General features: G+C 67.0%; 23 protein-coding genes, 2 tRNA genes and 1 pseudogene. 14 read left to right on the plus strand and 12 right to left on the minus strand.

Features of this window, described 5'->3' with window-relative positions:
* Positions 1 to 85 precede the first annotated feature (85 nt).
* On the minus strand, positions 86 to 1,048 hold the full coding sequence (trxB, locus tag KY49_RS03355; protein WP_042583368.1) for a thioredoxin-disulfide reductase: 963 nt from the start codon (positions 1,046 to 1,048) through the stop codon (positions 86 to 88).
* Positions 1,049 to 1,352: 304 nt separating this feature from the next.
* Between trxB and KY49_RS03360 the strand changes: the two genes are divergently transcribed.
* The 3 genes and pseudogenes from KY49_RS03360 to KY49_RS03370 all read left to right on the plus strand — a co-directional run bounded on the left by KY49_RS03360 (position 1,353) and on the right by KY49_RS03370 (position 5,882).
* Positions 1,353 to 3,662 (plus strand): DNA translocase FtsK, encoded by a 2,310-nt coding sequence (locus KY49_RS03360; protein ID WP_042583369.1) that lies wholly within the window; start codon positions 1,353 to 1,355, stop codon positions 3,660 to 3,662.
* Positions 3,663 to 3,703: 41 nt separating this feature from the next.
* Positions 3,704 to 4,393, plus strand: a complete 690-nt coding sequence (gene lolA, locus KY49_RS03365) for an outer membrane lipoprotein chaperone LolA (protein WP_042584536.1) — start codon at positions 3,704 to 3,706, stop codon at positions 4,391 to 4,393.
* A 176-nt stretch (positions 4,394 to 4,569) separates the two neighbouring features.
* Positions 4,570 to 5,882 (plus strand): annotated as a pseudogene (locus tag KY49_RS03370) (replication-associated recombination protein A).
* Between the two features lie 300 nt (positions 5,883 to 6,182).
* Here the strand turns inward: KY49_RS03370 and KY49_RS03375 are convergent.
* Positions 6,183 to 6,449, minus strand: a complete 267-nt coding sequence (locus KY49_RS03375; RefSeq protein WP_010091671.1) for a DUF2164 domain-containing protein — start codon at positions 6,447 to 6,449, stop codon at positions 6,183 to 6,185.
* 171 nt (positions 6,450 to 6,620) lie between these two features.
* Between KY49_RS03375 and serS the strand changes: the two genes are divergently transcribed.
* From serS to KY49_RS03400, 5 genes are all read left to right on the plus strand, one after another.
* Positions 6,621 to 7,922: a serine--tRNA ligase gene (gene serS / locus KY49_RS03380; protein WP_042583370.1), complete on the plus strand. Its 1,302-nt coding sequence runs from the start codon at positions 6,621 to 6,623 to the stop codon at positions 7,920 to 7,922.
* Between the two features lie 130 nt (positions 7,923 to 8,052).
* A tRNA-Ser gene (locus tag KY49_RS03385) sits at positions 8,053 to 8,143 on the plus strand.
* Positions 8,144 to 8,230: 87 nt separating this feature from the next.
* Positions 8,231 to 8,803: a lysozyme inhibitor LprI family protein gene (locus tag KY49_RS03390; protein WP_052495603.1), complete on the plus strand. Its 573-nt coding sequence runs from the start codon at positions 8,231 to 8,233 to the stop codon at positions 8,801 to 8,803.
* 17 nt (positions 8,804 to 8,820) lie between these two features.
* Positions 8,821 to 9,624: a lysozyme inhibitor LprI family protein gene (locus KY49_RS03395; RefSeq protein WP_042584538.1), complete on the plus strand. Its 804-nt coding sequence runs from the start codon at positions 8,821 to 8,823 to the stop codon at positions 9,622 to 9,624.
* A 265-nt stretch (positions 9,625 to 9,889) separates the two neighbouring features.
* Positions 9,890 to 11,428, plus strand: coding sequence for a methyl-accepting chemotaxis protein (locus KY49_RS03400; RefSeq protein ID WP_042583371.1), 1,539 nt, complete (start codon positions 9,890 to 9,892; stop codon positions 11,426 to 11,428).
* Between the two features lie 58 nt (positions 11,429 to 11,486).
* Here KY49_RS03400 and KY49_RS03405 read toward each other — a convergent pair whose 3' ends face one another.
* Positions 11,487 to 12,647, minus strand: coding sequence for an alkane 1-monooxygenase (locus KY49_RS03405; RefSeq protein ID WP_042583372.1), 1,161 nt, complete (start codon positions 12,645 to 12,647; stop codon positions 11,487 to 11,489).
* Between the two features lie 654 nt (positions 12,648 to 13,301).
* On the opposite strand from KY49_RS03405, the gene KY49_RS03410 reads away from it, so the two are divergent.
* The 5 genes from KY49_RS03410 (at position 13,302) to KY49_RS03430 (ending at position 16,502) form a co-directional block, all read left to right on the plus strand.
* Positions 13,302 to 13,814, plus strand: a complete 513-nt coding sequence (locus KY49_RS03410; RefSeq protein WP_042584539.1) for a GNAT family N-acetyltransferase — start codon at positions 13,302 to 13,304, stop codon at positions 13,812 to 13,814.
* A gap of 227 nt (positions 13,815 to 14,041) precedes the next feature.
* Positions 14,042 to 14,797, plus strand: a complete 756-nt coding sequence (gene minC / locus KY49_RS03415; protein ID WP_042583373.1) for a septum site-determining protein MinC — start codon at positions 14,042 to 14,044, stop codon at positions 14,795 to 14,797.
* A gap of 59 nt (positions 14,798 to 14,856) precedes the next feature.
* Positions 14,857 to 15,672 carry a septum site-determining protein MinD gene (gene minD, locus KY49_RS03420; protein WP_010091675.1) on the plus strand — a complete coding sequence of 272 codons (816 nt, stop codon included), beginning with the start codon at positions 14,857 to 14,859 and terminating at the stop codon, positions 15,670 to 15,672.
* 12 nt (positions 15,673 to 15,684) lie between these two features.
* Positions 15,685 to 15,939, plus strand: a complete 255-nt coding sequence (gene minE, locus KY49_RS03425; protein WP_010091676.1) for a cell division topological specificity factor MinE — start codon at positions 15,685 to 15,687, stop codon at positions 15,937 to 15,939.
* A 161-nt stretch (positions 15,940 to 16,100) separates the two neighbouring features.
* On the plus strand, positions 16,101 to 16,502 hold the full coding sequence (locus tag KY49_RS03430; RefSeq protein ID WP_042583374.1) for a YXWGXW repeat-containing protein: 402 nt from the start codon (positions 16,101 to 16,103) through the stop codon (positions 16,500 to 16,502).
* A gap of 116 nt (positions 16,503 to 16,618) precedes the next feature.
* Here the strand turns inward: KY49_RS03430 and KY49_RS03440 are convergent, their stop codons facing one another.
* Positions 16,619 to 18,127 (minus strand): chloride channel protein, encoded by a 1,509-nt coding sequence (locus KY49_RS03440; protein WP_042583375.1) that lies wholly within the window; start codon positions 18,125 to 18,127, stop codon positions 16,619 to 16,621.
* 177 nt (positions 18,128 to 18,304) lie between these two features.
* Between KY49_RS03440 and waaC the strand changes: the two genes are divergently transcribed.
* On the plus strand, positions 18,305 to 19,306 hold the full coding sequence (gene waaC / locus KY49_RS03445; protein WP_042583376.1) for a lipopolysaccharide heptosyltransferase I: 1,002 nt from the start codon (positions 18,305 to 18,307) through the stop codon (positions 19,304 to 19,306).
* A gap of 22 nt (positions 19,307 to 19,328) precedes the next feature.
* On the opposite strand, the gene KY49_RS03450 is transcribed toward waaC, so the two are convergent.
* From KY49_RS03450 to rph, 8 genes are all read right to left on the minus strand, one after another.
* Positions 19,329 to 19,508, minus strand: a complete 180-nt coding sequence (locus KY49_RS03450) for a hypothetical protein (RefSeq protein WP_010091682.1) — start codon at positions 19,506 to 19,508, stop codon at positions 19,329 to 19,331.
* A 98-nt stretch (positions 19,509 to 19,606) separates the two neighbouring features.
* Positions 19,607 to 20,917, minus strand: a complete 1,311-nt coding sequence (locus KY49_RS03455) for an MFS transporter (RefSeq protein WP_042583377.1) — start codon at positions 20,915 to 20,917, stop codon at positions 19,607 to 19,609.
* A gap of 273 nt (positions 20,918 to 21,190) precedes the next feature.
* Entirely contained in the window at positions 21,191 to 21,679 is a 489-nt protein-coding gene (locus KY49_RS03460; RefSeq protein ID WP_042583378.1) for a TonB family protein, read from the minus strand.
* A 167-nt stretch (positions 21,680 to 21,846) separates the two neighbouring features.
* Positions 21,847 to 22,143, minus strand: coding sequence for a hypothetical protein (locus tag KY49_RS03465; protein ID WP_010091685.1), 297 nt, complete (start codon positions 22,141 to 22,143; stop codon positions 21,847 to 21,849).
* Between the two features lie 209 nt (positions 22,144 to 22,352).
* Positions 22,353 to 22,440: transfer RNA gene (locus tag KY49_RS03470), tRNA-Ser, on the minus strand.
* An 89-nt stretch (positions 22,441 to 22,529) separates the two neighbouring features.
* On the minus strand, positions 22,530 to 23,744 hold the full coding sequence (gene hemW, locus KY49_RS03475; RefSeq protein WP_042583379.1) for a radical SAM family heme chaperone HemW: 1,215 nt from the start codon (positions 23,742 to 23,744) through the stop codon (positions 22,530 to 22,532).
* 37 nt (positions 23,745 to 23,781) lie between these two features.
* Positions 23,782 to 24,408: an RdgB/HAM1 family non-canonical purine NTP pyrophosphatase gene (gene rdgB / locus KY49_RS03480; RefSeq protein ID WP_042583380.1), complete on the minus strand. Its 627-nt coding sequence runs from the start codon at positions 24,406 to 24,408 to the stop codon at positions 23,782 to 23,784.
* Positions 24,401 to 25,141, minus strand: a complete 741-nt coding sequence (gene rph / locus KY49_RS03485) for a ribonuclease PH (protein ID WP_042583381.1) — start codon at positions 25,139 to 25,141, stop codon at positions 24,401 to 24,403. Before rph ends, rdgB begins: the two co-directional genes overlap by 8 nt.
* Positions 25,142 to 25,256: the final 115 nt, after the last annotated feature.

Consider the following 25,256-nt stretch of genomic DNA (forward strand, 5'->3'; position numbering starts at 1 on the left):
GAAAAAAGCCGCTGCGTCGGCAGCGGCTTTTCGTCAAGCGTGCGTCGCGGCAGCGGACGCCATTGTAGCGCCCGGCGCGCGCGGCTTACTTGTGGTCGTGCAGGCTTTCGAGGTAGCGCTGCGCGTCGAGCGCGGCCATGCAGCCGGTGCCCGCGCTGGTGATCGCCTGGCGGTAGATGTTGTCCTGGACGTCGCCCGCGGCGAACACCCCCGGCACGCTCGTCGACGTCGCGTTGCCCTGCAGGCCGCTCTTCGTCAGGATGTAGCCGTCCTTCATCTCGAGCTGGCCCTGGAAAATGTCCGTGTTCGGCTTGTGGCCGATCGCGACGAACAGGCCCTGCACCGCGAGGTCTTCCGTCGCGCCGGTCTGCACGTGCTTGATGCGCAGGCCCGTGACGCCCGAATCCTCGCCCGTCACTTCGTCGAGCACGTGGTTCCACTTGATCTCGACCTTGCCTTCCTTTTCCTTCTCGAGCAGGCGGTCGACGAGGATCGGCTCCGCGCGGAACTTGTCGCGGCGGTGGATCACGGTGACCTTGTTCGCGATGCCCGTCAGGTAGAGCGCCTCTTCGACCGCGGTGTTGCCGCCGCCGATGACCGCGACGTTCTGGCCGCGATAGAAGAAGCCGTCGCAGGTCGCGCAGGCCGACACGCCCTTGCCCATGAACGCCTCCTCGGACGGCAGGCCGAGGTACTGCGCCGACGCGCCGGTCGCGATGATCAGCGCGTCGCACGTGTATTCGCCGGCGTCGCCGATCAGGCGGATCGGCTTCTCGTGCAGCTTCGCGGTGTGGATGTGATCGAACAGGATCTCGGTGTTGAAGCGCTCGGCGTGCTCGAGGAAGCGCTGCATCAGTTCGGGACCCTGCACGCCCTTCGCGTCCGCCGGCCAGTTTTCGACGTCGGTCGTGGTCATCAGCTGGCCGCCCTGCGCGATGCCGGTGATCAGCACCGGGGACAGGTTGGCGCGCGCCGCGTAGACGGCAGCCGTATAGCCGGCGGGGCCGGAACCGAGAATCAGGACTTTGGCGTGTTTGGGCGTGGACATGTGCGAAATCCGTAAAAGGCGGCCGCGGCGGGCGGGGTGAGCGCGCCGGACGGTCGGGGTAGACCGGGATGCCACCGTAGATGGGTATCAGACGCGCATTATAAAGGCCCTGTTGTTGCGCTGCCGAACGAGAGTTTCAATCGAGGCGATAGCGTTCGGCGGGCGGGGGCGACGGGGCGGTCGCCGGCCGGCGCCCATGTAACCGTCATTTACACTTGGCGGCGCGGCGCAGCGTTTACAATAAGCGGGCTCGAACGATCGGCGGGCGCGCGGCGTGCGCGGCCCGTCTTCTCTATACGGATTCATGGCAAAAGCTCCTTATTCCGCTCAGGCACAGGCGTTGCCGCACCGGATGTCGAAGCTCCTCACGGAGATCCGCTGGATTCTCCAGGTCGCGCTGTGCGCATTTCTGGTGATGGCGCTGCTGAGCTACAGCCGGCGCGATCCGAGCTGGACGCACGCGGCGCAGGTCGATCACATCACCAACTGGGCGGGCCGCGTCGGCGCGTGGACCGCCGACATCGTGCTGCTGCTGTTCGGCCTGTCGGCCTATTGGCTGCTCGTGCCGCTCGGGCGCCGCATCAACGCCACCTACCGCCGCATCACCCGCCACGAAGCGTTGCCTGACGAGCCGGAGCGGCCGGTCGGCTGGCTGACCGAGGTATTCGCGTTCGTGCTCGTGCTGCTCGCGTGCGACGGCATCGAGGCGCTGCGGATGTGGTCGCTGAAGGTGCAGCTGCCGCGCGCGCCGGGCGGCGTCGTCGGCGAGGCGGTCGCGGGTGCGATGTCGCACGCGTTCGGCTTCACGGGCGGCACGCTGCTGCTCTTGATCGCGCTCGCGATCGGGCTGTCGCTGTATTTCCGTTTTTCGTGGCTGTCGGTCGCCGAGCGCGTCGGCGGCTCGATCCTGTCCGCCGTCAACGTCGCGAAGCTGCGCCGCGAGGCCGAGCGCGACCGCAAGCTCGGCGAGGCCGCGGCCGTGCGCCGCGAAGGCAAGGTCGAGGAAGAGCGCGTGCGCATCGAGGATCACGAGCCGGTGACGATCGTGCCGCCGGTCGTCACGCCGGTGAAGTCCGAGCGCGTCGAGAAGGAGCGCCAGGTGCCGCTCTTCACCGACCTGCCGGGCGATTCGACGCTGCCGCCGGTCTCGCTGCTCGACCCGGCGCCGAAGGCCCAGGAGGCGATCTCCGCCGACACGCTCGAATTCACGTCGCGGCTGATCGAGAAGAAGCTGAAGGATTTCGGCGTCGAGGCGAGCGTCGTCGCCGCGTATCCGGGCCCGGTCGTCACGCGCTACGAGATCGAGCCGGCCACCGGCGTCAAGGGCAGCCAGATCGTGAACCTCGCGAAGGATCTCGCGCGCTCGCTGTCGCTCGTGTCGATCCGCGTCGTCGAGACGATTCCCGGCAAGAACTACATGGCGCTCGAGCTGCCGAACCAGCGCCGCCAGACGGTGCACCTGTCGGAGATCATCGGCTCCGAGGTGTACGCGGCCGCGTCGTCGGCGCTCACGTTGAGCCTCGGCAAGGACATCGGCGGCAAGCCGGTGTGCGCCGATCTCGCGAAGATGCCGCACCTGCTGGTGGCCGGCACGACCGGCTCGGGCAAGTCGGTCGGGATCAACGCGATGATCCTGTCGCTGCTGTACAAGGCGACCGCCGACCAGGTGCGCCTGATCCTGATCGATCCGAAGATGCTCGAAATGAGCGTCTACGAAGGCATTCCGCATCTGCTGTGCCCGGTCGTCACCGACATGCGCCAGGCGGGCCACGCGCTCAACTGGACGGTCGCCGAGATGGAGCGGCGCTACAAGCTGATGAGCAAGCTCGGCGTGCGCAACCTCGCCGGCTACAACAACAAGATCGACGAGGCCGCGAAGCGCGAGGAGAAGCTCCCGAATCCGTTCAGCCTGACGCCGGACGACCCGGAGCCGCTCGGCCGGCTGCCGAACATCGTCGTCGTGATCGACGAGCTGGCCGACCTGATGATGGTCGTCGGCAAGAAGGTCGAGGAGCTGATCGCGCGGATCGCGCAGAAGGCGCGCGCGGCCGGCATCCACCTGATCCTCGCGACGCAGCGTCCGTCGGTCGACGTGATCACCGGCCTCATCAAGGCGAACGTGCCGACGCGCATTGCGTTTCAGGTGTCGTCGAAGATCGACTCGCGCACGATCCTCGACCAGATGGGCGCCGAATCGCTGCTCGGGATGGGCGACATGCTGTACCTGCCGCCGGGCACCGGGTTGCCGGTGCGCGTGCACGGCGCGTTTGTCGCCGACGACGAGGTGCACCGCGTCGTCGAGAAGCTCAAGGAGCAGGGCGAGCCGAACTACGTCGAAGGGCTGCTCGAGGGCGGCACCGTCGACGGCGACGAGGGCTCGGCCGGCGCGGGAACCGGCGAAGGCGGCGGCGAGTCTGATCCGCTGTACGACCAGGCGGTCGAGATCGTCATCAAGAACCGCCGCGCGTCGATCTCGCTCGTGCAGCGTCATCTGCGGATCGGCTACAACCGCGCGGCGCGGCTGCTCGAGCAGATGGAACAGTCGGGGCTCGTGTCGGCGATGTCGTCGAGCGGCAACCGCGAAATTCTTGTGCCGGCGCGCGACGCGGAATGAGTCCGCGGCGCACGCAGGCCACCCAGGGAGAAAACCGCATCATGCAGCAACATCCGTTCGCCCCTTCCCTTCGTTCGACGCGGCGCTGGCTCGGCGCGGCGCTCGCCGGCGCATCGCTGATGCTCGCGGCGACGCATGCGTTCGCGGGCGGCACCGAGCAACTGAAGGCCTTCGTGTCGCAGGTGCGTTCGGCGAAGGGCGAATTCACGCAGCAGATCGTCAAGGCGCCGGCGAAGGGCGCGAGCGCCGCGCAGGCAGCGCCGAAGCCCACCGACAATTCGAGCGGCACGTTCGTGTTCGCGCGTCCGGGCAAGTTCATCTGGACCTACCAGAAGCCGTACCAGCAGGTGCTGCAGGCCGACGGCGACAAGCTCTACGTGTACGACCGCGACCTGAACCAGGTCACCGAGCGCAAGCTGGCCGGCGCGCTGGGCGCGAGCCCGGCCGCGATCCTGTTCGGCAGCAACGACCTCGACAAGAACTACACGCTGCGCGACGCCGGCGAGAAGGGCGGCATCGAGTGGCTCGAGATGCTGCCGAAGGCGCAGGACACGCAGTTCCAGCGGATCGGCATCGGCTTCAGGAACGGCGCGCTCGCCGCGATGGAATTGCATGACGTGTTCGGCAACGTCACGCTGCTGACCTTCACGAACATCCAGACGAACCCGCCGCTGAAGTCGGATACGTTCAAGTTCGTCGTGCCGAAGGGCGCCGACGTGATCAACGGCTGACCGGCGCCGCGCGCCGCAGTTGCCGACGGGCCTGCCAGCGATGGCAGGCCCGTGTCGTTTGCGGGCGCGGGCACCAGGCGCGGGCACCGGGCGCGGCGGTCGTGTCGCGCGGCTGTCATAATGTCGGGTCCGGCGGCCGCGTTCGGTCGCCACTGTATGATGGGGAGCGAGGGTTCATGTCCGACCTGTTTCAAGTCGAACCGCGCCGGCCGCTCGCCGAGGCGCTGCGGCCGAAGACGCTCGCCGAGGTGATCGGCCAGACGCATTTGCTGGGCGAAGGCAAGCCGCTGCGGCTTGCCTTCGAATCGGGCAAGCCGCATTCGATGATCCTGTGGGGGCCGCCCGGCGTCGGCAAGACCACGCTCGCGCGGCTCACCGCGCTCGCGTTCGACTGCGAGTTCATCGCGCTGTCCGCGGTGCTGGGCGGCGTGAAGGACATTCGCGAGGCGATGGAGCAGGCGAAGGACACGCTCAACCGCACCGGCCGCCACACGATCCTGTTCGTCGACGAGATCCACCGTTTCAACAAGGGCCAGCAGGATGCGCTGCTGCCGTTCGTCGAGTCGGGGCTCGTGACCTTCATCGGCGCGACCACCGAGAACCCGAGCTTCGAGGTCAACTCGGCGCTGCTCTCGCGCGCGCGCAGGTCTACGTGCTGAAGTCGCTGACCGACGACGAGATGCGCCAGCTGCTCAAGCGCGCGCAGGAGATCGCGCTCGAAGGGCTCGCGTTCGACGACAAGGCGCTCGACACGCTGGTCGGCTACGCGGACGGCGATGCGCGGCGTTTCCTGAACCTGCTCGAGCAGGCGCAGACGGCGGCCACGTCGGCCGGCGTGACGACGATCGACGCGGATTTCGTCAGCAGCGCGATGACGCTGAACGCGCGCCGCTTCGACAAGGGCGGCGACAACTTCTACGACCAGATCTCGGCGCTGCACAAGTCGGTGCGCGGCTCGAGCCCGGACGGCGCGCTGTACTGGTTCTGCCGGATGATCGACGGCGGCGCGGACCCGAAGTATCTCGCGCGGCGGATCGTGCGGATGGCGTGGGAGGATATCGGCCTCGCCGATCCGCGCGCGATGCAGATGGCGAACGACGCGGCCGAGACCTACGAGCGGCTCGGCTCGCCGGAAGGCGAGCTCGCGCTGGGCCAGGCCGTGATCTATCTCGCGTGCGCGGCGAAGAGCAATGCGGGCTACAACGCGTTCAACCAGGCGATGGCGTTCGTGAAGCAGGACAAGTCGCGCGAGGTGCCGGTGCATCTGCGCAACGCGCCGACCAAGCTGATGAAGGAGCTCGGCTACGGCCACGCGTACCGCTACGCGCACGACGAGCCGAACGCGTATGCGGCCGGCGAGACGTACCTGCCGGACGGGATGCGCGAGCCGCGCTGGTACAAGCCGGTGCCGCGCGGGCTCGAATCGAAGATCGCCGACAAGCTCGCGTGGCTGCGCGAGCTCGACCGCGAGGCGGGCAAGAAGGACTAGGGTCTGTTTACATACGGAACGCACATGCGAATGCCCGAAATCGCTCGTAGGGCAAGGAGCAAGGAGCGCCGTTTGGCCGAGCCAAACAAGCGACGCGCGACGCCGCCATACGGGCGATTTCGGGCATTCCCGTGGAATGAAATTTAAGTTTGGGGTTGCCACGAGAACGGCCGCTCGCCGCGTTGCGCTCCTTGGCGATACGTCCAGTATTCGCGGCGTCGCACGCCTCGCGAGCGGCCGTTCTCGTGGCAACGCATGTGCGTTCCGTATGTAAACAGACCCTAGCGGAGCGCGGGCCGCTCAGCGCTTGCGAGCGGGCCGCTTCTTCCAGTAGTCGAACGGCTCCTGATGGCAGTCGATGTCGAGTTCGGCGACGCGCGTATGCAGGCTCGACTGCGCGTCGGCGATCGCGAGGTTGTAGATCGCGGGGCCGATCTCCTCGACGAAGAAATGCAGCAGCGCGCCGGCCTGGATGTTGCCGATCGGCTCGTCCATGTTTTCTGTGAAATAACGTTGCAGCGACGCGATCGCGCGGTCGCGTACGTCCTTGTCCAGTTCGATGGCCATCGGTTCTCGGGTCCCATGCGTGGCGGTTTGCCGGCGGGCGACATGCGGCCGGCGCCACGAGTCTGCCACGGCCGGCGCGGCGTGTTCCGGCGTTGTCCATCCGGCCGATGCGGGCACGGGCCCGCGGTGCGTTAGAATTCCCGTCTTACACAACGAATTTCCTGTCCTCCCATGCTCGACATCCAGTTGCTGCGCAAAGACCTCGACGGCGTCGCCAAGCGCCTCGCCGATCGCGGCTACACCCTCGACGTCGCCGCGTTTTCCGCGCTCGAAGCGGAACGCCGCGCGATCCAGACCCGCACCGAAGAGCTCCAGGCGCGCCGCAACAGCCTGTCGAAGCAGATCGGCGCGATGAAGGGGCGGGGCGAGGACACGTCGGCGGTGATGGCTGAAGTCGGCGGCATCGGCGACGAGATGAAGGCGTCGGAGGTGAAGCTCGGCGAGATCCAGGCGCGCCTGTCCGACCTGCTGCTGCTCATGCCGAACCTGCCGCACGACAGCGTGCCGGTCGGCAAGGACGAGAACGACAACGTCGAGGTGCGCCGCTGGGGCACGCCGCGCCAGTTCGACTTCGACGTGAAGGATCACGTCGACGTCGGCACGCCGCTCGGCCTCGATTTCGAGACCGGCGCGAAGCTCGCCGGTGCGCGCTTCACGATGCTGCGCGGCGCGATCGCGCGCCTGCACCGCGCGCTCGCGCAGTTCATGATCGACACGCACACGCTGCAGCACGGCTATACCGAGACGTATACGCCGTACATCGTGAACCCCGAGATCCTGTACGGCACCGGCCAGCTGCCGAAGTTCGCGGACGACATGTTCCGCGTCGAGAAGGGGGGGGCGGAGAACACCGTCACGCAATACCTGATCTCCACGTCGGAAATCTCGCTGACGAACACCGTGCGCGAGTCGATCGTCGAAGCGTCCGCGCTGCCGATCAAGCTGACCGCGCATTCGCCGTGCTTCCGTTCGGAGGCGGGCTCGTACGGCCGCGACACGCGCGGGATGATCCGCCAGCACCAGTTCGACAAGGTCGAGATGGTGCAGATCGTCGAGCCGGAAGCGTCGTATGCGGCGCTCGACGAGATGGTCGGCCATGCGGAAGCGATCCTGCAGAAGCTCGGCCTGCCGTACCGCGTGATCACGCTCTGCACCGGCGACATGGGCTTTTCGGCCGCGAAGACGTTTGACCTCGAAGTGTGGCTGCCCGCGCAGAACACGTATCGCGAGATCTCGAGCTGCTCGAACACCGAGGCGTTCCAGGCGCGCCGGATGCAGGCGCGGTTCCGCAACGCGCAGGGCAAGCCGGAGCTCGTGCATACGCTGAACGGTTCGGGCCTCGCGGTCGGCCGCACGCTGGTGGCCGTGCTCGAGAACTACCAGAACGCCGACGGTTCGGTCACGGTGCCTGAAGCGCTGCGCCCTTACATGGGTGGCGTGGAGCGGATCGACGCGCCTGCGCAGGCGTCGTGAGGTTGCCCTGCAACCTGCTTCCGAAGGCCTCGCAAAAAAATTTGCAAAAAAGGCTTGATCGCTTCGAAGAGATCGTCTTATAATCTTTTCTTTCCCGGAAACGACCAACCGGGGAAATGCAGTAAAGGAAGGAGAGGTGGCAGAGTGGTCGAATGTACCTGACTCGAAATCAGGCGTACGGTTTCCCCGTACCGTGGGTTCGAATCCCACCCTCTCCGCCAAAATACGAAGCCCCTTGATCCGGAAGGATCAAGGGGTTTTTCGTTTGTGTCGATCTGATCGCACGGTACTCCTTCCCTGATCGGCGCATGCGCAGTCGCACCGTAAAGAAGCAGGCACCATTCTCGTTTGACTCGGCGCCGCTCGGGAATGCTCGAAAGCTGAATGAATTCCTCGGGGACAAGTTCCGCATCAATGCGAATGGCTGGGCGACGATGTACCTGCTGCAGGACGCGACATCGCCGAGCTGTACTGCGCTCCGCTTCGCGAGGATATATGCGTCGAATTCCGAGTTCGTGTTGCTGGATGGACCCTTCATCCATGTGTTCACGCTCGAGAAGCATCGCTTCAGGGACGCGAGCAAGGGGTTCGATTGCGGGGCCGCGAGGTCCGACGTGGAGCGCCTGATCTGCGGCGATCCCAAGCTGCGGAAGATGGATGCCGACGTCAATCACGGATTTGTCCTGATGCAGACGAAATACTCGAAGGAAATCTCTTATCAGGATCCTGTCCGGATGGATCAGATCAAATGGGTTTCCGGCGTAAGAAACAAATGCACGACGGTGGATTGTCTGCTGAAGGCGTATTCGTCACGAATCAGCTATATCAAGGGCAAGGTGTCGGACAGTTACTCGTCGTATCCGAACGACGAGAACGATTGAGTCACGTGGTCGAGATCATGAAGGAATTCAAGCGCCTTGCAGTATTGATGATTCTGGTGTTTTCGTTGTCGAGCGTCGCTTTCGCGCAAGATCGATACCTGATGACCGGAGCCGCGCGATTCGAAAAAACGAAGGACGCTCATGCACTTCCATTTCCTGTGAATCCGATTGATTCGAGCGTGCTGACTCCGAGCGATGGCGTCGTGAAGCTTCGGTATGGTGGGCATGAATGCTCGGTCAAGATTCAGAGGCAGATGAATTTCTATTTCGATCCGGTCATTGCACACGCCTTTGGGTCGATTGATGCGTTCGAGACATTCCTGAGCGATAAATTTCATATGAATCGCGAGCCTATGAATGAAATCTATCTGCTTGGGGACGCGAATACGCCGCTTTGCTCGGGTTTGCGATTCGCGACGATTTACAAGTCGGCAGACGATCTCGTTCTGGCGAGCGGAGCGTGGATGTATGCGTTCCAGCGCGAGACGCATCCTCCCATGAACGCGGAACGGAGCTTTGATTGTTCGAAGGCCCGGACGACTGTCGAGCGTCTTGTTTGCGCCGATCCTGATCTCGTGAAGCTTGACGAGATGGTGAACCGTGGATTTGTCGCGATGCAACTGGTCGAGTCGAAGGAAATTTCGTATCAGGATCCGGTCAGGAAAGACCAGATCAACTGGATCAGAAACGTCAGGAACAAGTGCGTGAACAGCCCTTGCCTCACTGACGCATACCGTGCGCGCGTTCAATACATCAAGGGCCGGATATCCAGTGCCTACCCGTCTTATCCGGAAAAAGAGTCTGGGCAGGACGGCGGTTGAGCGATGGGTGAAAACAGCGCGTCGTTCCCGACCTGGGCCGGCGCGCGCAGGCCTTGCGGCGAACGCTGCCTGTTCGCAGTCCACCACCATCCAACCGAAGCGACAGCCAGTCGCCCCCACCCGTTCGTCCACTTGCACGCGAAGCAATGCCCCCGGCCAATCGCTTTCGTCTACTTTAAGCCGCCGGCTTGCCCGCCGTTAACAGGTTTCGACAAATAGGCGTCCGTGCCGCGACGCCGCTCCCTCTCTGTCGATCCAAGGTCCCATGAAGCTAAGTTACAAGATTCCCCTCGCGTTCGCCGTCGCGCTGCTGCTGATGTTCTCCGGCGCGCTGTACGGCATTCACATCCTCAATCGCTCGATCGACACGTTCACGAACGACGTGCAGACGAACGTCAACAACGAGCGACTCATCTCGGCGACGCTCGTGCAGTTCAAGCTGCAAGTCCAGGAGTGGAAGGACACGCTGCTGCGAGGCAAGCAAGCCGACAAGCTCGACAAGTACTGGAGCGCGTTCCAGACGCGCGAGCGCGCGGTCAACGCGCTCGCCGCGCAGCTCGACAAGCAATTGCCGGCCGGCGAAAGCCGCACGCTCGTCGAGCAGTTCATGCGCGCGCACGCGACGATGGGCGACGGCTACCGGCGCGGCTTCGACGCCTTCAAGGCCGCCGGCTTCGATCCGACGGCCGGCGATGCGGCAGTCGCGGGCGTCGACCGCGAACCGGCCGAGCTGCTCGAGCGGGCCGCGAAAACGATCGCCGACGAAAGCGCGGCGGTGTCCGAGCGCGCGGGGCGCGATGCGCAGCATGCGACGATCGCGAGCATCGTGCTGATGCTGGTCGTGCTGGTCGTCGCGATGATCGGCGCGTTCCTGTTCAGCCGCGCGATCCTGCGGCCGCTCGACGCGGCGGTCGCGTGCGCGAAGGCGGTCGCCGACGGCGACCTGACGCACGAGTTCTCCGTGGCCGGCCGCGACGAGATCGCCGACCTGCTGCGCGCGTTGCAGACGATGCAGGCAAGCCTGTCGGGCGTCGTGCTCGAGGTGCGCGCACACGCCGAGTCGGTCGCGACCGCGAGCGCGCAGATCGCATCCGGCAATCACGACCTGTCCGCGCGCACCGAGGCGCAGGCGGCGTCGCTCGAGGAAACCGCGGCGAGCATGGAGCAGTTGACGGGCGCCGTGCGGCAGTCGGCGGACCATGCGCAGCACGCGGCGCAGCTCGCGAACGAGGCGTCCGACATCGCGTCGGCCGGCGGCGGCGTGATGGCGCAGGCGGTCGAGACGATGAGCGGCATCGCCGACAGCTCGGCGAAGGTCGGCGAGATCATTTCGGTGATCGACGGGATCGCGTTCCAGACCAACATCCTCGCGCTGAACGCGGCGGTCGAGGCCGCGCGGGCGGGCGAGCAGGGGCGCGGGTTCGCGGTCGTCGCGGCCGAAGTGCGCACGCTCGCGCAGCGCAGCGCCGCCGCGGCGAAGGAAATCAAGGCGCTGATCGATCAGTCGACGCAGCGCGTCGACGCCGGCGCGGCGCTGATCGGCCGCGCGGGCGAATCGATTCGCGAGATCGTCGGCGCGGTGGAGCGGGTCACGACGATCGTCGGCGAAATTTCGTCGGCGTCGCAGGAGCAGAGCGGCGGCATCCATCAGGTCAACATCGCGGTCACGCAGATGGACGACGCGACGCAGCGCAACGCGGCGCTCGTCGAGCAGGCGTCGGCCGCGACGCAGGCGCTTGCCGAGCAGGCGGGGGCGCTGCGGCACGCGGTGGCGGTATTCAAGCTGCCGGAAACGGCGGCCTGAGCGGGCAGCGGCGGCGCGGCAAGCCGCACCGTCGCGCGCAACGCGTCGACGGAGGGGCTCAGGCCGCCGCGCTGTACTGCGCGAGAACCTTCTCGCGGATCGACGGCTTGATGTTCGATTGCGCCATGTTGCCGCCGTAGTGCGCGACGACGCGCGGGTTCATCACGCGGTACCAGAGCGGCGGGACGTACGCGAGCAGGATCATCGTCGCGTAGCCGGCCGGCAGCTGCGGCGCATCGTCGAAGTGGCGCAGCGCCTGGTACGAGCGGGTCGGATTCGCGTGATGGTCGGCGTGCCGCTGCAACTGATACAGGAACAGGTTCGTCACGACGTGATTGCTGTTCCATGAATGCTGCGGCGTGCAGCGCTCGTAGCGGCCGTTCGGCAGCTTCATGCGCCCGAGCCCGTAATGCTCGACGTAGTTCACGACTTCGAGCAGCGACGCGCCGTACACCGCCTGGATCAGCAGGAACGGGATCACCACCTTGCCGGCCAGCGCGATCGCGATGCCCCACACGACGACGGTCATCGCCCACGCATGCAGCACCTCGTTGCGCCACGTCCACGGCGACTTCCCGAGCCGCGCGAGGCGCGTTCGCTCCAGATGCCACGCGGAGCGGATGCTGCCGGTCACGGTGCGCGGCAGGAACGCCCAGAACGATTCGCCGTAGCGCGCGCTCGCCGGGTCGTCGGCGGTCGCGACTCGTACATGATGGCCGCGATTGTGTTCGACGAAGAAATGGCCGTAGGCGACCGGCGCGAGCGTGATCTTCGCGAGCCGGCGCTCGAAGCGGCTGGTCTTGTGGCCGAGCTCGTGCGCGGTGTTGATCGAGATGCCGGTGGCCGCGCCGACCGACAGCGCGAAGCCGACGTAGTCGTACCACGCGAGCGTGTGCGTGCCGACGATCCAGACGCCCACGAAGAACGCGACGTATTCGACGAGCGTCGCGAGATAGACGATGAGCCGGTAGTAGCGGTCCTTTTCCAGGCGGGGCACGACGTTCTCGGGAGGATTGTCGCGATCGTCGCCGATCAGCGTATCGAGGATCGGGATCACGCCGAACGCGAACAGCGGCCCGAACCACCAGAACACGTGGATGCCCGTCGACAGCGCAAGCTGGGCGGCGAGGATCGGCAGCGTGATCGTCAGCGCGCCGAGCAGCCACAGGTAACGCTTGCCATCCGACCAGCCCGCGGCCGGTCCGTCGGTCGTAGCCATCGTCTCCCTCCTTGCTTGCATCCGCTCGTTGGTCCGCGCCGCATGGGGCGTGCGCGGCGCCGGGTCGTGGCCCGGTTCTGCCTGTTATACGACCCGTGCGCGCACTTTTCCAAACCCCCGCGCTAGGCAGGACGCTCCAAACGGCGGGGTTCCGCCGGCGCATCCGGGGAAGGGCGGTCGCGCGCCGATTGAAACGGGGCGGCACATCGCGCGCGGCGCCGGCGAGGCCGTGCGATCGTCAGACGAAACCGCGACGGCGGCTGTGCGCACGCAGCGCGTGCGGGCCGCGCAACAAATGTTGCGATGCAATAAGAATCGCCGGCGCGAGGGGGCTTTCGTTTGATTTCCGGTCGTCGCTGCGACGCGCGGGCAGCGCGGCAGCGACGGCTTGCATGCCGTCCGCGCGCGTTTGGTCCCGTCCGCGAGGGGGGCGCGCCGGGCGCGGGCGAGCGGCGAGCCGGCGGCCAACGTGCGCGGCCGGGCGTGCAGCGGCGATGCTGCACCTGCACAGCAACGTGCGGGCGGCGGCGCCGGAGGGCGTCCGCAACGCCTGTTGCCTTTCGATTTGCGCCGGCATTTGAAAATAACGATTTGACTCATGCCCCGCTTTCGGTTGAAGCTTATAGCTTGCTGTCCGAAGGGGGCTGTGCCTGCATGAGTTCGACCTTGACCGTTCGTCGTATCGCTGCCGACCAGGGCAACGTGTATCGCGAACTCCGCGCCGCGTCGCTGCGTGAGCCCTACGCACCCGGCGAAGCGCCGGAGGCCGAATTGCTGAACGTCGATGCCGACGCGGCGGCGGCCATTGCCGCGCAGCGCGCGACGTCCGATCAGTCGACGACGTTCCTGCTTTACACGGAAGGCCATCCGGCCGGCATGATCGGCGCGTATTTCGACAACACGCCCGAGCGCCGCGCCTTCGTGAGCGAGCTGTGGGTCGCGCATGCGGTCCGTCATCTGCGCGGCGGGCTGCTGCTCGTCGACACCGCGAGCGCGTGGCTCGCCGAGCGCGGCGCGCAGGAAATCTATGCATGGATCGCCGACGCGAACCGCAACGCGGTCCGCTTCTACGAGCGTGCGGGCTTCGGCAATACCGGCGAGCATGCGCCGATCGCGCGCATGCCGGGCGCGATGAAGACGCTGTTCGTGTCGCAGGCGACGCACTGACCGACGGGCCGCGCCCGCGAGGCGGGCCCGGTCTCGGTCCCGCGCGCACGATTGCGGTTCTCCGGCAATTCGCGCGCATCGGCGCGCCTTCCCTCCCATCCGGGCCGCGGCGGCCCGACGCCCGATTCCCGGCACCAGCGGCGCGACGCCTGTTGCACGACGCCCAAAAATAATGGCTGGCCGCGTGGACGCCTGTAAAATACGCAAAAATTTTTTGCAGAGTGTCCATGTCGCTTAAAAAATCGCCATTCTTCGAGCTGCGCAGCGGTTCGGTCGATACGTTGCTGTTTACCGTAAAGACGACCGATCTCGACGCGCTGCGCACCGAGCTGGTCAAGCGCTTCGAAGCGACTCCCGAGTTTTTTGCCGACGACGTCGTTGTGATCGACGTCCGTCGTCTCGCGGAAGGCGAGCGCGTGGCGCTGGGTGACATCCGTCAGATGCTCAACGACGTGCGGATGCGCCCGGTGGGCGTCGTCGCGCTGGCGTCGCAGAGCTGGGCCGGCGAGGCGGGCCTGCCGCTGCTCGAGGCGCGCGACCGTCGCGTGCCGTTGGCGAAGGGCGCGGGCGACACGGACGCTGCGCCTGCCGTCGAGGCGGCGGCCGTTCCGGCCGCTGCGCCCGAGCCGGTGCAGCCGCAGGCCGGCGGCCAGACGCTCGTGGTCGATCGGCCGTTGCGCTCGGGGCAGCAGGTTTACGCGAAAGGAGACCTCGTGGTGCTCGCGCCGGTCAGTCACGGCGCCGAGATCATTGCAGAAGGCAATATCCACATTTACGCGCCGTTGCGCGGCCGCGCGTTGGCGGGCGTGCACGGCAATCACGACGCGCGCATTTTCTGCACGTGTCTGGAGCCGGAACTGATTTCGATTGCGGGTATCTATCGAACCACCGAGAACCCGCTGCCTGCCGACGTGCTGGGCAAAGCGGTGCAGATCCGGCTCGAAGAGGAAAAATTGATGATCGAACCGCTGCGCCTGACGTGAAGCACGCGGCGCACGCCGGATCGATCGGCTCTCATTGACGAACACAGGGTATAGGGGAAATGGCAAAAATCATCGTGGTGACTTCCGGCAAGGGCGGCGTGGGCAAGACGACGACGAGCGCGAGCTTCGCGTCCGGCATCGCGCTGCGCGGCCACAAGACGGCCGTGATCGACTTCGACGTCGGCCTGCGCAACCTCGATCTGATCATGGGCTGCGAGCGTCGCGTCGTGTACGACCTCGTGAACGTGATCCAGGGCGAAGCGAACCTGAACCAGGCGCTGATCAAGGACAAGAAGTGCGAGAACCTGTTCATCCTGCCGGCGTCGCAGACCCGCGACAAGGATGCGCTGACGCGCGACGGCGTCGAGAAGGTGCTGAACGACCTCGCCGCGATGGATTTCGAATACATCATCTGCGATTCGCCGGCGGGCATCGAGGCCGGTGCGCTGCACGCGATGTATTTCGCGGATGAAGCGCTGATCGTCACGAACCCGGAAGTGTCGTCGGTGCGCGACTCGGATCGCATTCTCGGCATCCTGTCGTCGAAGACCAAGCGCGCGACCGAAGGCAAGGATCCGATCAAGGAGCACCTGCTGATCACCCGCTACAGCCCGAAGCGCGTCAACGAAGGCGAGATGCTGTCGCTCGAGGACATCAGCGAGATCCTGCGCATCAAGCTGATCGGCGTGGTGCCGGAGTCGGAAGCGGTGCTGCACGCGTCGAACCAGGGCTTGCCGGCCGTGCACCTCGACGGCACCGACGTTGCCGAAGCGTACAAGGACATCGTTGGGCGCTTCCTCGGCGAGGACAAGCCGCTGCGCTTCACCGAATACCAGAAGCCGGGCCTGCTGCAGCGCCTCTTCGGCAGCAAGTAACGGAGGCCGCCCATGTCCATTCTGTCGTTTCTCCTCGGCGAGAAAAAGAAGTCCGCGTCGATCGCGAAGGAGCGCCTGCAGCTCATCATCGCGCACGAGCGGGTCGGCGGAAAGCCGCCGGCCGACTACCTGCCGGCACTGCAGAAGGAACTCGTCGCCGTGATCTCGAAGTACGTGCAGATTTCGAACGATGACATCCGCGTGAGCCTCGAGCGTCAGGACGATCTCGAGGTGCTCGAAGTGAAGATCGAGATTCCGCAAGCCTGACCCGCGTTGTTCCCGTTCCGCGCGGCGGCCCCTGCCCGCCGCGCGCGTCTTACGCCCTGTTGCACTTTCGGGCACGCCGTAATACGGCGCCTGTCGGCCGTAACCCCTGCTCCCGCATTGAACGAATACGCTCGCGTTGCTTGTTCAATCAGGAGGTTGTAATGGCTGTCTCATCGATTCGTCGCGTCGTTCTCGCATTCGCAGCCGTGGCTGCGGGCGCGTCCGCTGTTGCCGCACCGCTCGCCGCGCGCGCGGATGAAATTCTCGTCGCCACGCCGGTCGTCACCCGGCCGGGCGAAGTCGTCATCGCCGAGCCGGTCGCCGGGCGCGCGGAAGAGATCGTCGTCGTCGCGCCGAACGCGCCGCCGCCCGTCCGCTATGAAGTCGTGCCGGCCGCGCGGGTCGGCTACGTATGGGAGCGCGGCCACTGGCGCTGGGATCATGGCCAATACGTATGGATCGGCGGCCACTGGGAAACCGAGCGCATCGGCATGCACTGGGTGCCGGGCCATTGGGACCAGCGCGGTCCGAACTGGTTCTGGACGCGCGGGCACTGGGCGTAACGGAGGCGTGCGATGAAAAGAACCGTATTCGTGATCGCGCTCGTCGCCGTCACGCTCGCCGGCTGCGTCGTCGTGCCGGCCCGTCCCGTCTACTATCGGCCGGCGCCGGTGGTGATCTACTGAGCGTCGCGCGGTCCGGCTTGCGTCGCGGCGGGGTTCGCCGCGACGGCAGCCGGACCGGTGCCGGTCGCTTCGTCGCCGGCAAGCCCGTCGCCATTCTCGTCACGCAGCGTATCGAGCGGATCGGCAGGTGCGGCGGCCGCGTCCTGCGGCGCGACGACGCCGGACGTTGCCGGGGCCGGCGCCGTCGTGGCGGTGGCAGCCGCGGCCGGCGGTGCGAGATAGCGCTGCGCGAGCGTCTCGTACAGCGGCGGCACGAACAAGCGCGAGACGCGGCTCGAGATCAGCGCGGTGGCCATCAGCGAAATGACGAGTGCATGGCCGTTGATCATCTCCATCACGATCACGAACGACGTGATCGGCGATTGCGTGACCGCCGCGAGGTAGCCGACCATCGCGAGCGCGATCAGCACCGGCAGGCTCATGTTGCCGAACACGACGTGCAGCAGGTTGCCGAAACCCGCGCCGATCGACAGCGACGGCGCGAAGATGCCGCCCGGGATGCCGGGCAGGTAAGACGCGATCATCGACACCATCTTCAGGAACGGATACAGCACGGACAATTGCTCGCGCCCGTCGAGCAGGCCGCGCGCTTCCGCATAGCCGCTGCCGAACGTCGTGCCGCCCGACACGAGACCGACCGCGGCGATCACGAAGCCGCACAGCGCGGCGAACGCGATCGGCCGCTCGCGATACAGCGCGAGCAGCCGCGCCGGCAGCCAGCGGCCGGTATTGAGCAGCAGCCAGCAGAACAGCCCGCCGGCGACGCCGGTCACGACCGCGGCGACGAGCACCGCGACCGCGAGCAGCTTCGGGAAATGCGCGCCGGCGTCGATCGTGCCGAAATACGTGTAGTTGCCGTTCAGCCCGAGCGCGACCACGCCGGCGATGATGATCGCGGTGATCAGCACGCCGCTCGCGCGCGCGGAGAAGCTGCGCGTCAGCTCCTCGATCGCGAACACGACGCCGGCGAGCGGCGTGTTGAACGCGGCCGACAGACCGGCCGCCGCGCCCGCGAGCACGAGCTGGCGCTCGATCTGCGCGGTCGAGCGCGGATAGAAGCGCCGCAGGTTGAACATCAGCGCCGCGCCGACCTGCACGGTCGGCCCTTCGCGGCCGATCGTGAAGCCGCCGAGGATCGCGAAGAACGAAAGCAGGATCTTGCCGAACAGGATGCGCAGCGTCAGCAGCCGCGCGCCGAACGCGCCGGGGCGCGCGTGCAGCGTCGCGATCACCTGCGGGATGCCGCTGCCTTCCGCGCCGCGGAAGAAGCGGCGGGTCAGCCAGACCGAGCCGGCTGCGATCGCAGGGGTCAGCAGCAGCGGCAGCCAGGGCGCATGCTGCCGCAGCGTGCGGAAGGTGTCGTAGCCCCAATCGATCAGCCGCGCATAGAGCACGGCAGTCAGCCCGACGGCGATCGCGCCAAGCCAGAACACGCCGTACTGGCGCCACAGGCGCCGGGTGCGGCGGGTGAGGGCGGGAAACAATGGCTGGGAATGTTGCATCGGCGCGGCCGCTGGCAAAGGACCGATTATAAAAAAGGAACCCGCGCCGTGACGTGTTTAACAAGCCGTCACAATAAAGATACATTTTGTTACAAATGCAAGTTAATTGTAGCCCTCATGCCGTCCGGGCTTCACTAGTATCCCTAAATTCCCCGCTCTCGCATTTCGAACATAAACGTGAACCGCATCCTCATCGTGAAAGTGACGTCGCTCGGCGACGTCGTCCAGACCTTGCCGGTGGTCGCCGACCTTCATTGCGCGTTTCCGGGCGTGACGGTCGACTGGGCCGTCGACGAATCGTGTGCGGAGGTGGTGCGCTGGCATTCCGGCGTGAGCAACGTGTTGTGCGCGCCATTGCGGCGGTTCAAGAAGCTGCGCGGCGGCGCCGACCTGAAGGCGATCTGGGCCTCGATCAGCGCGTTGCGCGCGCACCGTTACGATGCGGTCATCGACCTGCACGGCGTCTACAAGAGCGCGATCATCTCGGCGCTGGCGCGCGCCGCGCGCCGGGTCGGCTACCAGACGCAGGATCTCGGCGAATCGGGCGCGCGCTTCGCGTATTCGGACCATTTCGGCCCGCGGCCCGCATGCGATGCCTGGCACGGGATGCGCGTGAGCGCGGGCGAGGCGTTCGGCTATGCGCCGCAGGGCGCCGCCGATTACGGGATCGTCGCGCCCGACGACGCGTGCCTGCCGGCCGCCGTGACCGACGACGGACCGTTCATGCTGATGTTCCATGCCACGTCGAACGACGACAAGCGATGGCCGATCGAGCGCTGGGCGGCGCTTGCGACGCGGATGATGGCGCGCGGCATGCGCGTGCTGCTGCCGTGGGGCTCGCCGGCCGAGCACGCGGTCGCTCAGGAGATCGCCGCGCGTGCGCCCGGGGCAACCGTGCTGCCCGCGATGTCGGTGCGTCAGCTCGGCGCGGCGATTGGCCGGGCCGCACTGGTGGTCGGCGTCGACACGGGCTTCGTCCACATGGCGCACGCGCTGCGGCGGCCGACCGTGATGATCTTCGTGGCCACGTCGCCCGAGCACTGCGGCATCGGCGGCGCGCCGCATGCCGTGTCGATCGGCAAGGTGGGCGCCGCGCCGTCGGTCGACGACGCGCTGCAGGCAATCGATTCGGTCGGTCCGGCTTTCGGCGTGCCGATGCACGCGCAGGCGGCGGCCTGAGCGGCCGCGCGCCGGTGCACGCTCAGGCGAGCAGCGCCTCGAACGCGAGCACGGCGGCAATGGCCGCCGCATTCGCGACGAGCGCCTCGAACACGATGCCGAGCCAGGTTTTCGGGCGGAAGCGCAGCGTGAGCAGCAAGGCGCCGCCCAGCGCGAGCGACAGGATCAGGACGAGGTCGGCATTGGCGAGGCGGATGCTCATGGGGGCGGCTCCGTGGCGATGGCGGCGCGGCAGGCGGCGCGCCCGCAATCGAGTATAGGCGGCGCCGGCCGCGGCACAAGCCGGGTTGCCACGCAGCGTCAGACGAGCGACGTGTCGCGCGTCTCGCGCATCAGCAGCACGCCGATCAGGCTGAGCGCCGCCGCGACGGACACATAGCCGCCGACCCACGACAGGCCGCCTTGCGCGGCAAGCAGCTGCGCGATGTACGGCGCGATCGACGCGCCGAGGATTCCGCCGAGGTTGTACGCGACGCCCGCGCCCGTGTAGCGGACGTTGGTCGGGAACAGTTCCGGCAGCAGCGCGCCCATCGGCGCGAACGTCACGCCCATCAGGAACAGCTCGAGCGTCAGGAACAGCGCAACGAGCGGCATCGAGCCGCTGCCGAGCAGCGGCGCCATCGTGAAACCCGACAGCAGCGCGGCGATCGCGCCCGCGATCAGCACCGGCCGGCGGCCGAAGCGATCCGACGCCCAGGCCGACAGCGGCGTCGCGAGCCCCATGAACACGACCGCGAGGCAGAGCAGGCCGAGGAAGCTCTGGCGCGGGATATGCAGTGTCGCGACGCCGTACGACAGCGAGAACACGGTCGAGATGTAGAACAGCGTGTAGCAGACGACCATCGCCAGCGCGCCGAGCAGCGTCGGCTGCCAGTGTTGCGTGACGAGCGTCGCGACCGGCACGCGCACGCGTTCGTTGCGCTCGAGCGCGGCCTGGAACGCGGGCGTCTCGGCGATCTTGAGCCGCACGTACAGGCCGAGCGCGACGAGCACCGCGCTCACGAGAAACGGAATGCGCCAGCCCCAGCTGCGGAACTGCGCGTCGGACAGCGACAGCGCGAGCGCGAAGAACAGCCCGTTCGACATCAGGAAGCCGACCGAGGGCCCAAGCTGCGGGAACATGCCGAACCAGCCGCGCTTGCCTCGCGGCGCGTGCTCGGTCGCGAGCAGCGCGGCGCCGCCCCATTCGCCGCCGAGGCCGATGCCCTGGCCGAAGCGCAGTACGCACAGCAGCACCGGCGCGAGCGTGCCGATCGCGTCGTAGCCGGGCACGAGGCCGATCGCGGTGGTGGATAGGCCCATCACGAGCAGCGACGCGACGAGCGTCGACTTGCGGCCGATGCGGTCGCCGAAATGACCGAACAGGAACGAGCCGATCGGCCGCGCGATGAACGCGATGCCGAACGTGACGAATGCGGAAAGCGCTTGCGCGGTCGCGGAGCCGTGCGGGAAGAACACCGGGCCGATCACGAGCGCGGCGGCGGTCGCGTACACGTAGAAATCGTAGAACTCGATCGCGGTGCCGATGAAGCTCGCGAACACGATGCGCTTGTGGCTGACGGCGCCGGCCGCATTGGTTGCGTGCGCAACGGCCGGTGGGGATGCGGACATGGATGTCTCCGTTTTTTGGTCTTGATGAACGCCCGGTGATGCGCGCGGCCACGCAGGCGGATGCCTGCCCGGACCGTCGAGCGGGAGAAGGTGGCGGCTGGATGCGCGCCGCGGCGCGGATCGTCGCCCGCCGGTCGACGCTGGAGACGGATAGTCGCCGCCGTGATCGGCTCGCCTGCCGGGTGAGGCGCGAGCTCGCGTGCGGCGTGATGGCCGCGGCGAATGCGGAAAATTATAGCCAGCGCTGCCGAGCGCCGGCAATCGCGCACGGCTTCAGTCGATCGTTTGCGCCTGCGCCGACGCGGTGCTCTGCAGCTGGAACTTGCCGTTGTCGTTAAAGAGCCAGCTTTCCATCAGTTCCACCTGGCCGTTGCCGTCGAGCAGTTTCGCGGGCGGCGGCGGCAGCGGCGCCGAACGCCGCAGCGACGCGAGCGCGAGCGACTCGGCCTCGCTGTCGCCGTTGCTGCGGTACACCGATGCGTGCACGAGCTGGCCGCTGCGATCGATCGTGAACGCGAGCACGACGAGCGAGCGCAGCATCGCCTGCGGCGTGCCGCGCAACACGCCGGACGGATTGCGTTCGGCGACGTGTTCGGCAACTTCGGTGCGGTACTGGGCGAGTGTGGCGCTGCGTATGACCGACGGGATCGTCAGGACCGCGCGCGGGGGCGGCGGCGTGATCGTGCAGGCAGCGAGCATGGCGACGGCGGCCGCGGCGGCAACACGCAACCGGACGACGCCTGACAGGGGGATGGCGAACATGGCGTGGCGCCGGGGAACACGATAGACAAATGATAGTCGCGCGATCCATCGCGCGACATCGGGACAAACGTATATCGCGCGGCGCGCGTGGTTGCGACGGCTGATGACGCGCGCCGCATCTGCGCCGTGCCTGTCGGCTGATCGTCAGGCGACGCGTGCCGGCCCGCTCAATACCCGTGCGTGACGAGCGACAGGACCGACAGGTCCGGATGCGTGCCGTCGACGATGCTCTTGCCGATATGCACGGCTTCGTGGACGGCCTCGTCAACGGTCGAGTAGCTTTCCTCGCCGTCCGCGTGGAACGGCACGGCGTGGCCGGGCAGCGCGGGATTCGCGCCCGGATGGCAGACATAGCCGGTGTAGGTGAAGCGCGTGTCGTTGCCCGGCATCGAGGTTGGCACGACGTGGATCTCGAAGCCTTCGTAGTAATCGACGTGGCGGATCGGAGTCGACTGTTCGGACATGGCGGTCTCCGTGTGCGGCGCGGGCGGGTAAGCCCGTGCGGCATCGAATGCGCGGCGGCGTTCGTGTCGCCGTTCTGATCCGAATTCTAGGCGATGGCGACGCAACGGGGCAGGCAGGGAATACCGCCACGCGTCGTGCCGCATGCCGTGCGGCGGCGCAAACAAAAACCCCGTCATTCAGGGAATGGACGGGGTTTGGCGAACCTTGCTGGCGGAAGCGGTGAGATTCGAACTCACGGACAGTTGCCCGTCGCTGGTTTTCAAGACCAGTGCCTTAAACCGCTCGGCCACGCTTCCACGAGGCGGCATTGTAACCGAAATGCCGCCCCTGTCGACCGGAGTTGGCACTTCAGTGCTTACTCCGGTCCCATGCTTCGCGGTCATGCTCAATCGTCGCGCAGGAACAGTTCCTGCAGGTCGTTGAGGAACCGCTGGCCGAGCGGTGTCGGCGCGATCTGCGCGAAATCGCGCGCGATCAGCCCGCGCCGTTCCGCTTCCTTGAGCGCCGGCTCGATCGTGCTCATCGGCAGCCCCGTGCGCTCGGCGAAGCTGTGCACCGCGAAGCCCTCGACGAGCCGCAGCGTGTTCAGCATGAACTCGAACGGCAGGTCGCGCGCGCCGACTTCGCGTTCCTCCTGCACCGGCGTGCCGGCCAGCGCATGCTCGATGAAGGTCGCCGGATGCTTGTAGCGCGCCTGCCGCAGGATGCGGTTCGGGAACGACAGCTTCGTGTGCGCGCCCGCGCCGATCCCGAGATAGTCGCCGAAGCGCCAGTAGTTCAGGTTGTGCTTGCACTGGTGATGCGGCTTCGCATACGCGGACACTTCATAGCGTTCGTAGCCGGCCTCGGCCGTGCGCGCATGAATCCACTCCTGCATGTCGGCGGACGCGTCGTCGTCGGGCACCACGGGCGGAAACTTCGCGAACAGCGTGTTCGGCTCGAGCGTCAGGTGATACAGCGACAGATGCGGCGGCGCGAACGACAGCGCGGTCTCGATGTCGGCGCGGCATTCGTCGAGCGTCTGGTTCGGCAGCGCGAACATCAGGTCGAGATTGAAGTTGTCGAACGTGTTCGCGGCGACCTCGACGGCCGCGCGCGCCTGCGCGGCGTCGTGGATGCGGCCGAGCGCCTTCAGGTGCGTCTCGTTGAAGCTCTGGATGCCGACCGACAGGCGATTCACGCCGCTCGCGCGGAACTGCGCGAACTTCGCGGCTTCGAAGGTGCCGGGATTGGCCTCGAGCGTGATTTCCGCATCCGCGTCGAGCGGCAGCAGCGCGCGCACGTCGGACAGCAGGCGGTCGAGGCCGGCTGCGGACAGCAGGCTCGGCGTGCCGCCGCCGATGAACACGGTATGCACCTGCCGACCCCACACGAGCGGCAGCGCGTGCTCGAGATCGGCGCGCAGCGCGTCGAGGTACTCGGTCTCCGGAAACCGCTCGCCTTTCCATTCGTGCGAGTTGAAATCGCAATACGGGCACTTGCGCACGCACCACGGGAAATGCACGTACAGCGCGAGCGGCGGCAGCGACGTCAGCCGCACCTGCCCGGGCGACGTGAAGGTCGCGACGACGCGCGCGCCGATGTCCGCGGCCTGGCTCATGGCGCCCCCCGCGAACGAATGTGAGCGTGGGGGCGGTTCATTCTCCCTCCGCAAGCCGCGCGAGCAGCGCCTTGAGCGCGAGCGCGCGATGGCTGAGCGCGTTCTTCACCGGCGGCTCGAGCTCGGCCGCCGTCGCGCCGAGCGACGGCAGGTAGAAATACGGGTCGTAGCCGAATCCGTGCGCGCCGCGCGGCGCGTCGACGATCTCGCCGTGCCAGCGGCCTTCGGTGAACAGCGGTTCCGGATCGTCGGCATGACGCACGAGCGCGAGCACGCAGCAGTAGTACGCGCGGCGGTCGGCGACGTCGCGCAGCTGGTTGACGAGATGCGCGTTGTTCGCCGCGTCGCCTTTCTCGAGCCCCGCGCGTTGCGCGTAGCGCGCCGAATAGACGCCCGGCGCGCCGCGCAGCGCGCGCACGCACAGCCCCGAATCGTCGGCGATCGCCGGCAGCCCGGTGAGCTGCGCGGCATGCCGCGCCTTCGTCAGCGCGTTCTCGATGAACGTGCGGTACGGTTCTTCCGCTTCGGGCACCGCGAGGTCGCCCTGCGGAATCACCTCGATGCCGACGGTCGAGAACATCGCCGTGAATTCGCGCAGCTTGCCCGCATTGTTCGACGCGAGCACGATGCGCGACAGCAGCGGCGTGATGCGATCGTCAGACATGGCTCACACCCAGCGCGTCCTTCTGCAGCCGCACGAGCTGGCCGATCCCGCTTTGCGCCAGGTCGAGCAGCGCGTTCATCTCGTCGCGCGAGAACGGCACGCCTTCCGCGGTGCCCTGGACTTCGACGAAGCCGCCCGCGCCCGTCATCACGACGTTCATGTCGGTGTCGCAGCGCGAATCTTCCGGGTAATCGAGATCGAGCACCGGGGTGCCCTCGAACACGCCGACCGAAATCGCGGCGACGTGGTCGGTGATCGGCGAGCGCGCGAGCTTGCCGGCGGCGATCAGCTTCGACACCGCATCGTGCGCGGCGACGAACGCGCCGGTGATGCTCGCAGTGCGCGTGCCGCCGTCGGCCTGGATCACGTCGCAGTCGATGTGGATCGTGCGCGGGCCGAGCGCCTCCAGGTCGAACACCGCGCGCAGCGCGCGGCCGATCAGGCGCTGAATTTCCTGCGTGCGGCCCGTCTGCTTGCCGCGCGCCGCTTCGCGATCGCTGCGCGTATGCGTCGCGCGCGGCAGCATGCCGTATTCGGCGGTCAGCCAGCCTTGCCCGCGGTCGCGCAGGAATTCGGGCACGCGCTCGGCGACGCTCGCCGTGCAGATCACCTTGGTGTCGCCGAATTCGACCAGCACGGAGCCTTCCGCGTGCTTCGTGTAGTGGCGCGTGAGGGCGACCTTGCGGAGTTCGTCGGCGCGGCGGCCGCTCGGCCGGGAAGTGGATTGCGTCATGAGGGAAAGATGGCAGGGAGGAAACCCTGATTTTAGCGCCGAACGGCGGCGGCGCCGGGCGGGGTGGCCGGCAAAAATGGGATAATGCGCGTTTCCCGCCCCGCGCTTGCGAATG

It is taken from the genome of Burkholderia sp. MSHR3999 (genome assembly GCF_000833595.1).
Classification (GTDB): Bacteria; Pseudomonadota; Gammaproteobacteria; order Burkholderiales; family Burkholderiaceae; genus Burkholderia; species Burkholderia ubonensis.

Excerpts from the sequence above, each read along its gene's own strand:
- trxB (WP_042583368.1), bottom strand. The coding sequence starts at position 1,048 with ATGTCCACGCCCAAACACGCCAAAGTCCTGATTCTCGGTTCCGGCCCC.
- KY49_RS03360 (WP_042583369.1), top strand. The coding sequence starts at position 1,353 with ATGGCAAAAGCTCCTTATTCCGCTCAGGCACAGGCGTTGCCGCACCGG.
- lolA (WP_042584536.1), top strand. The coding sequence starts at position 3,704 with ATGCAGCAACATCCGTTCGCCCCTTCCCTTCGTTCGACGCGGCGCTGG.
- KY49_RS03375 (WP_010091671.1), bottom strand. The coding sequence starts at position 6,449 with ATGGCCATCGAACTGGACAAGGACGTACGCGACCGCGCGATCGCGTCG.
- serS (WP_042583370.1), top strand. The coding sequence starts at position 6,621 with ATGCTCGACATCCAGTTGCTGCGCAAAGACCTCGACGGCGTCGCCAAG.
- KY49_RS03390 (WP_052495603.1), top strand. The coding sequence starts at position 8,231 with ATGCGCAGTCGCACCGTAAAGAAGCAGGCACCATTCTCGTTTGACTCG.
- KY49_RS03395 (WP_042584538.1), top strand. The coding sequence starts at position 8,821 with ATGAAGGAATTCAAGCGCCTTGCAGTATTGATGATTCTGGTGTTTTCG.
- KY49_RS03400 (WP_042583371.1), top strand. The coding sequence starts at position 9,890 with ATGAAGCTAAGTTACAAGATTCCCCTCGCGTTCGCCGTCGCGCTGCTG.
- KY49_RS03405 (WP_042583372.1), bottom strand. The coding sequence starts at position 12,647 with ATGGCTACGACCGACGGACCGGCCGCGGGCTGGTCGGATGGCAAGCGT.
- KY49_RS03410 (WP_042584539.1), top strand. The coding sequence starts at position 13,302 with ATGAGTTCGACCTTGACCGTTCGTCGTATCGCTGCCGACCAGGGCAAC.
- minC (WP_042583373.1), top strand. The coding sequence starts at position 14,042 with ATGTCGCTTAAAAAATCGCCATTCTTCGAGCTGCGCAGCGGTTCGGTC.
- minD (WP_010091675.1), top strand. The coding sequence starts at position 14,857 with ATGGCAAAAATCATCGTGGTGACTTCCGGCAAGGGCGGCGTGGGCAAG.
- minE (WP_010091676.1), top strand. The coding sequence starts at position 15,685 with ATGTCCATTCTGTCGTTTCTCCTCGGCGAGAAAAAGAAGTCCGCGTCG.
- KY49_RS03430 (WP_042583374.1), top strand. The coding sequence starts at position 16,101 with ATGGCTGTCTCATCGATTCGTCGCGTCGTTCTCGCATTCGCAGCCGTG.
- KY49_RS03440 (WP_042583375.1), bottom strand. The coding sequence starts at position 18,127 with ATGCAACATTCCCAGCCATTGTTTCCCGCCCTCACCCGCCGCACCCGG.
- KY49_RS03450 (WP_010091682.1), bottom strand. The coding sequence starts at position 19,508 with ATGAGCATCCGCCTCGCCAATGCCGACCTCGTCCTGATCCTGTCGCTC.
- KY49_RS03455 (WP_042583377.1), bottom strand. The coding sequence starts at position 20,917 with ATGTCCGCATCCCCACCGGCCGTTGCGCACGCAACCAATGCGGCCGGC.
- KY49_RS03460 (WP_042583378.1), bottom strand. The coding sequence starts at position 21,679 with ATGTTCGCCATCCCCCTGTCAGGCGTCGTCCGGTTGCGTGTTGCCGCC.
- KY49_RS03465 (WP_010091685.1), bottom strand. The coding sequence starts at position 22,143 with ATGTCCGAACAGTCGACTCCGATCCGCCACGTCGATTACTACGAAGGC.
- hemW (WP_042583379.1), bottom strand. The coding sequence starts at position 23,744 with ATGAGCCAGGCCGCGGACATCGGCGCGCGCGTCGTCGCGACCTTCACG.
- rdgB (WP_042583380.1), bottom strand. The coding sequence starts at position 24,408 with ATGTCTGACGATCGCATCACGCCGCTGCTGTCGCGCATCGTGCTCGCG.
- rph (WP_042583381.1), bottom strand. The coding sequence starts at position 25,141 with ATGACGCAATCCACTTCCCGGCCGAGCGGCCGCCGCGCCGACGAACTC.